The organism is Hydrogenophaga sp., assembly GCF_018780075.1.
Classification (GTDB): Bacteria; Pseudomonadota; Gammaproteobacteria; order Burkholderiales; family Burkholderiaceae_C; genus Hydrogenophaga.
In genome coordinates, this window is the sequence record NZ_JADMKB010000177.1 from 1 (window position 1) to 6146 (window position 6146).

At 66.9% G+C, this 6146-nt stretch carries 7 protein-coding genes; 1 reads left to right on the forward strand and 6 read right to left on the reverse strand.

The genetic code is table 11. The features are described 5' to 3' along the window. Positions 1-76 precede the first annotated feature (76 nt). Together rpe and IV088_RS25390 are read right to left on the reverse strand one after the other, a co-directional pair. A complete protein-coding gene (gene rpe, locus IV088_RS25385) occupies positions 77-763 on the reverse strand; it encodes a ribulose-phosphate 3-epimerase (RefSeq protein WP_291107658.1) in 687 nt (228 codons plus the stop codon). A gap of 41 nt (positions 764-804) precedes the next feature. Beyond that, complete coding sequence (locus tag IV088_RS25390; RefSeq protein ID WP_291107661.1) at positions 805-1512, reverse strand: HAD-IA family hydrolase; 708 nt, start codon at positions 1510-1512, stop codon at positions 805-807. Between the two features lie 112 nt (positions 1513-1624). Here IV088_RS25390 and IV088_RS25395 point away from each other — a divergent pair, with 112 nt between their 5' ends. Next, the gene (locus tag IV088_RS25395; RefSeq protein ID WP_291107664.1) at positions 1625-2566 is read left to right on the forward strand and encodes a LysR family transcriptional regulator; all 942 of its coding nucleotides are present in this window, start codon (positions 1625-1627) and stop codon (positions 2564-2566) included. Positions 2567-2611: 45 nt separating this feature from the next. Here IV088_RS25395 and IV088_RS25400 read toward each other — a convergent pair whose 3' ends face one another. The 4 genes from IV088_RS25400 to IV088_RS25415 form a co-directional block, all read right to left on the reverse strand. Continuing rightward, positions 2612-3529 (reverse strand): dihydrodipicolinate synthase family protein, encoded by a 918-nt coding sequence (locus IV088_RS25400; RefSeq protein WP_291107667.1) that lies wholly within the window; start codon positions 3527-3529, stop codon positions 2612-2614. 5 nt (positions 3530-3534) lie between these two features. After that, positions 3535-4707, reverse strand: coding sequence for an L-rhamnonate dehydratase (locus tag IV088_RS25405; RefSeq protein WP_291107670.1), 1173 nt, complete (start codon positions 4705-4707; stop codon positions 3535-3537). A gap of 28 nt (positions 4708-4735) precedes the next feature. After that, positions 4736-5752, reverse strand: a complete 1017-nt coding sequence (locus IV088_RS25410; protein ID WP_291107673.1) for a 4-hydroxythreonine-4-phosphate dehydrogenase PdxA — start codon at positions 5750-5752, stop codon at positions 4736-4738. A 41-nt stretch (positions 5753-5793) separates the two neighbouring features. Next, positions 5794-6146 (reverse strand): tripartite tricarboxylate transporter substrate binding protein (locus IV088_RS25415; protein ID WP_291107676.1); only part of this gene is annotated, 353 nt, incomplete at its 5' end.

Sequence of the window (6146 nt, forward strand, 5' to 3'; positions counted from 1 at the left end):
AAGCGGCGGCGTTGTTCGATCAGGTATTGCGTGAGGGTGAAGCGGCGGCGCGTGGTCATGGAAGGCTTTCGGAGGTTCAGGAATTCGATGCGTTCTGGCGAAGGGTTTTCATCACCGTGCGGTAACCACCGTCGTTGTCGGGCGCACCGAACACGGCGCTTCCCGCCACCAGGGTGTCGGCACCGGCGGCCACGATCTGCGCGATGTTGTCCACCTTCACGCCACCGTCCACCTCCAGCCAGATGGGCTGGCCGCCGTGGGCCACGTGGGCGTCGATGCGGCGGCGCGCCTCGGTCAGCTTGGGCAAGGTGGACGGGATGAAGGCCTGCCCGCCAAAACCGGGGTTCACGCTCATGAGCAGCACCACGTCGAGCTTGTCCATGACGTGGTCCATCAGGCCCAGCGGCGTGGCGGGGTTGAACACCAGGCCGGCCTTGCAGCCGTGGTCGCGGATCAGCTGCAGCGTGCGGTCCACGTGGCGGCTGGCCTCGGGGTGGAAGGTGATGATGTTGGCGCCGGCCTTGGCGAACAGCGGGATCAGCGCGTCCACCGGCTCGACCATCAGGTGCACGTCGATGCCGATCTTCACGTGCGGGCGGATCGCCTCGCACACCAGCGGGCCGATGGTGAGGTTGGGCACGTAGTGGTTGTCCATCACGTCGAAGTGCACCAGGTCCGCGCCGGCGGCTTCGATGGCGCGAACCTCTTGGCCCAGGCGTGCGAAGTCGGCGGACAGGATGGAGGGGGCGATGCGGAGGGTCATGAAAGGCCTGGGACAGTGGAAAAAAATTCGGGGGGAGCGCGTCAGCGGTTGTGCCATTCCTTCAGCCGGGCCACCGAGACCTGGCTCAGGTCGGGCACGATCCGCAGCGCGCCCGTGAAGTCGTGGTGGGCGGTGAAACCGTTGGGTGTGATCACGGTGTCCAGCCCCGCGGCGCGGGCGGCGCGCAGCCCGTTGGACGAGTCTTCGAAGGCCACGCAGTCCGCCGCGCGCAGGCCCAGCTCGGCCAGCACCTTCATGTAGACCTGCGGGTTCGGCTTCTTGACGGGGGCGTTGCTGGCGTCGCCGATGGCGAGAAAGTGCGAGCGCCAGTCGGGGCCGATGGCCGAGCGCAGCAGCGCGGCGATGTTGACCGGCGAGGTGGTGGTGGCGATGGCCAGTTGAAGGCCCTGGCGGCGCGCCTCGCTCATGAGCGCCAGCACCCCCGGGCGCAGCGTCACCGCGCCCTGGCCGACGGCGCTTTCGTAGTACGCGGTTTTGGTCTCGTGCAGGCGGTGGATGGTGTCGTTCACCGCGCCCGCCCCGACCTCTTTCAGCGCCGGTTCCACTGTGCGCCAGTGGTGCAACAGACGCTCCTTGCCACCGGAGATGTCGAGCAGCCGGGTGTAGTGCTCCACCGTCCAGTGCCAGTCCAGCCCCTCGACCTTGAAGGCGTGGTTGAAGGCGTCCAGGTGCACGCTCTCCGTGTCGGCCAGGGTGCCATCGACATCAAAAATCAGTGCGTTCAACATGGGCGTTCACCTGGCTTCATGACCCGGGAGTCGGGCAGATGGACGGACTATAGGGATGGCTTCAAATAAGGTAAATTCACGATTAGTAAGGCTTCAATTAAGTGATTACTGAATGAGAAACGCCACCTTCCGCCAGCTCAGGGTGTTCACCGAGGTCGCCAGGCACCTCAGTTTCGCGCGCGCAGCCGAGGTGCTGCACCTCACGCCGCCGGCCGTGACCATGCAGGTGAAGGAGCTGGAGGGCCATGTGGGGCTGCCCCTGTTCGAGCGCACCGGCCGCCAGGTGACGCTGACCACGGCGGGCGAATACATGCTGGTCTACGCGCGCAAGGTGATCGCCACGCTCAAGGACGCCGAGGACGCCGCCGCGCGCCTGCAGCGGCTGGAGACGGGCACGCTCACCATCGGCATGGTCAGCACCGCCAAATATTTCGTGCCCCGCCTGCTGGCCGAGTTCCAGCACGAACACGAGGGCGTGGAGATCCGGCTCGCCGTGGGCAACCGCGAGCAGCTGGTGAAGATGCTGCACGGCAACGAGGTGGACATCGCCATCATGGGCCGCCCGCCCAAGGAGCTGGCCACGCGCGCCGAGCCCTTTGCCGCGCACCCCCACGTGTTCGTCGCCCCCACCGACCACCCCTTGCTCAAGGTCGGCCACCCCACGGTGGAGTCGCTCAAGCCCTACGGCTTCATCCTGCGCGAACGCGGCTCGGGCACGCGCGCCGCGATGGAGAAGTTCCTGGAGAAGTCGCGCATGGAGCCGCGCGTGGTGATGGAGATGAGCAGCAACGAAACCATCAAGCAGGCCGTGATGGCGGGCATGGGCATCAGCTTCCTGTCGCTGCACACCATCGGCCTGGAGCTGGAGCACGGGCTGATTGCCACGCTCGACGTGGAAGGCACGCCCATCGTGCGTGCCTGGAACGTGGTGCACACGCTCTCCAAGCTGCTGTCACCCGCGGCCGAGGCGTTCCGCTATTTCATGCTGGAGCGGGCGGAGGGCCACATGGCGGAAAAATACGGGCGCTTGCTGCGCCTGCAGCCAACGGCCTGAGGCGGTTGCCGCGCCCGGACCCGCGAGGAAGCGGGGGTGCCCCTCTCAACGGCCCCAGCGCAGGACCATCGGGTCCAGTCGTTTCGCAGCGTCGAGCAGCCCGGCGCGCACCTCGGGGTGCATGGGCGGGAAGGGGTGGCGAGAGGCCTCAGAGGCGATCACGCCGCCGGCTTTCATGAGCGCCTTGGCACTCAGGATGCCGCCCTGGCGGTTCTCGCAGTTGATCAGCGGCAGCCATTTCGCGTAGGCCGCCACCGCGGCCTCGCGGTCACCGGCGAGGTAGGGGTCGATGATGGTGCGGATGCCGTCGGGGAAGGCGCCGCCGGTCATGGCGCCGGTGGCACCGGCGTCCAGGTCGGCCAGCAGAGTGATGGCTTCTTCACCGTCCCACGGGCCTTCGATCGCGTCGCCGCCGAGGCGGATCAGCTCGCGCAGCTTGCTGGCCGCGCCCGGGGTCTCGATCTTGAAATAGCTCAGCTGCTCGATCTCCTGCGCCATGCGCGCGAGGAAGGCGGCGCTCAGCACGGTGCCGCTGGCGGGCGCGTCCTGCACCATGATCGGAATGGAGATGGCGTCGGACAGCCGCGCGTAGAACTCGAAAATCTGTGCCTCAGGCACGCGGAAGGTGGCGCCGTGGTAGGGCGGCATCACCATCACCATGGCGGCGCCCATGTCCTGCGCGCGGCGGCTGCGCGCCGCGCACACGGCGGTGCCGTAGTGCGTGGTGGTCACGATGACGGGCACGCGGCCCGCCACGTGCTCCAGCGCCGTGCGCGTGATGACCTCACGCTCCTCGTCCGACAGCGAAAACTGCTCGGAGAAGTTGGCCAGGAGGCACAGCCCGTGGGAGCCAGCGTCGATCATGAAATCGAGGCAGCGCTTCTGGCTGTCCAGGTCCAGCGAACCGTCCTCGAAGAACGTGGTGGGCACCACCGGAAACACGCCCGTGTAGCGTCGTTGCATGGCGTTCACTCGGTGATGGTGAACTGGTCGAGGTAATCGGGGTTCATCGTCAGGCCCAGGCCCGGCACGTCGTCGCGCAGGTCGACGAAGCCGTTCTCTGCCACCGGCTCGCCCTTGAAGATGTAATAGAACAGCTCGTTGCCCACCTCCACGTCGAACTGCGGAAAGTACTCGCTCATGGGCGAGGCCAGCGTGCTCATGGTGAGGTGGTAGTTGTGCATCTGACCGGCGTGCGGGATCACCGGCACGCTGTAGGCCTCGCACAGCGCGTTGATCTTGTGCGCCGCCGTGATGCCACCCACGCGGTTGGTGTCGTACTGCACCACGCTCACGGCTTTCTTGTCGAGCAGCTGCTTGAAGCCGTAGAGGCTGAACTCGTGCTCGCCACCCGAGATCGGGATGTCGGTGAGCTGGTTGAGTTCGGCGTAGCCGTCGATGTCGTCGGCAATCACCGGTTCTTCGAGCCAGCGCGGCTCGTACTTCACCAGCTTGGGCAGGATGCGCTTGGCGTACTCCAGGTTCCAGCCCATGTAGCACTCGAGCATGAGGTCGTTCTCATAGCCGATCACCTCGCGCACCGCTTCCACCGACTTGAGGTTCTCCACCACGCCCTGCTGGCCGTGGCCCGGGCCGTAGCCGAAGCGCATCTTGAAGGCCTTGAAGCCCTGGTCCTTGTAGGTCTGCGCTTCTTCCTGCATGGCCTTGAGGTCGGTGCGGTAGAGCTTGCTGTAGTAGCAGGGGATCTTTTCCTTGGTGCGGCCGCCCAGCAGTTTGAACACCGGCTTGTTGACGCTCTTGCCCAGGATGTCCCAGATGGCCAGGTCGACCGCCGAGATCGCACCCATGGTCACGCCCTTGCGGCCCCAGGCGTGCGTGGCGCGGTACATGCGCTGCCACAGGTACTCGTAGTCCCACGGGTCCTGGCCGATCACCAGCGGCGCGAGGTATTCGTCGATGATGGCCTTGGCGATCTTGGGCGCCAGGGCGACGTTGCCCAGGCCGATGATGCCGTCGTCGGTCTCGATCTCCACCACCGTCCAGGAGTGGAAACGGAAGGTGCTCATGGTCTCGGCTTTCGAGTACAGCAGGTCCATGGCGTTGGAGCAGAAGTTGCCTTGTGGCGGCACGGTCTTGCCTTTCCACTCGAACACGCGGGCGCGGACGGATTTGATCTTCATGACGGTGATGGGTTGGAGGTGAAAGGGTTCAGGCCAGGCGCGCGGCACCCATGCGGGCGGCGATGCGCAGAGCGTTGTAGGTGGCGTTGACATCGGCGCGGCCCTGGCCGGCGATGTCGTAGGCGGTGCCGTGGGCCGGCGTGGTGATGGGCACGGGCAGGCCGCCCTGCACCGTCACGCCTTTGGAAAAGCCCATCAGCTTGATGGCGATCTGGCCCTGGTCGTGGTACATGGTCACGATGGCCTGGTACTCGCCATCGCGCGCCTTGAGAAAGATGGTGTCGGCCGGGAACGGCCCCCCCACCGGCACGCCTTCGGCGCGCAGTGCCTCGCAGGCCGGGGCGATGATCTCGACCTCTTCGCGCCCGCAGGTGCCGCCGTCGCCGCCGTGCGGGTTGAACGCCGCCACCGCCACTTTGGGCTGTGCCACGCCGGCGGCCTGCAGCGAACGGTAGATCAGGCGCGTGGCGTCCTTGATGCGGTCCTGGCTGAGGTGGCTGGCCGCGTCCTTGAGCGGGATGTGCGAGGACACGCGCGAGGTCCACAGATCGCCCAGGGTGTTGAACTCGCAGAAGTAGCCCGTGACGCCCAGGTGCTCGGCGAAGTGGTGCAGTTCGTCCTCGTGCTTCAGGCCGCCCTGCTTCATGGCGAACTTGTTGAGCGGCGCGAAGCAGATCGCGTCCACCTCGCCGCGTTTCGCCGCGTCCATGCAGGCGTCGAGCACCCGCAGCACCGAGGCACCGCCCGGCGCCTGGGCCAGGCCGCGTTGCACCTGGGCGGCGTCCACCGTGTCCATGGGCAGCCAGGCGGGTGTTTGCACAGCGGCGCGCCCCCGCACCTCGGCGAAGCTGTGCACCGGCGTGGTGGTCACGTGCACACCCGCCACGGCCTGGCCGTCGGCCCAGAGCCAGGGGTCACCCACCAGCACCAGATTGGCGTGCTGGGCGGCGTCGGTCTGGCCCAGCAGGCGGGCGATCAGCTCGGGGCCGATGCCCGCCGGGTCGCCCAGGGTCAGGGCCACGACGGGAAGTTGGTTCGGTTTCAAGGGGGTTCCTTCAGGCAATCGGATGGGCTTGCGGCCGTCGCTCAGTCGAGCTTGATGTTCTTCTTGCGGATCAGATCACCGTAGCGCTTGTTCTCGGCGGTGTGAAAGGCCTGGAAGGCGTCGGGCGTCATGGGGGTCAGGTCCGCGCCGATGGCCGACAGGCGGGCCTGCGTCTCGGGCATGGCGATCACCTTGTTGACCTCGGCGTTGACCCGTTCGATCACTTCTTTCGGCGTGGACGCCGGCATGTAGATGCCGTACCAGGCGCTCATCTCCACGCCCTGCACGCCGGCCTCGGCCATGGTGGGCACGTTGGGCAGCTGCGGGTTGCGCTTGGCGGCGGCCACCGCCAGCGGGCGGATCTTGCCGTTGCGGATGTGGCCGATCACCGAGG

Bases quoted from the DNA above. Each gene is read 5' to 3' on its own strand.
- rpe (WP_291107658.1), bottom strand. From the start codon at position 763: ATGACCCTCCGCATCGCCCCCTCCATCCTGTCCGCCGACTTCGCACGC.
- IV088_RS25390 (WP_291107661.1), bottom strand. From the start codon at position 1,512: ATGTTGAACGCACTGATTTTTGATGTCGATGGCACCCTGGCCGACACG.
- IV088_RS25395 (WP_291107664.1), top strand. From the start codon at position 1,625: ATGAGAAACGCCACCTTCCGCCAGCTCAGGGTGTTCACCGAGGTCGCC.
- IV088_RS25400 (WP_291107667.1), bottom strand. From the start codon at position 3,529: ATGCAACGACGCTACACGGGCGTGTTTCCGGTGGTGCCCACCACGTTC.
- IV088_RS25405 (WP_291107670.1), bottom strand. From the start codon at position 4,707: ATGAAGATCAAATCCGTCCGCGCCCGCGTGTTCGAGTGGAAAGGCAAG.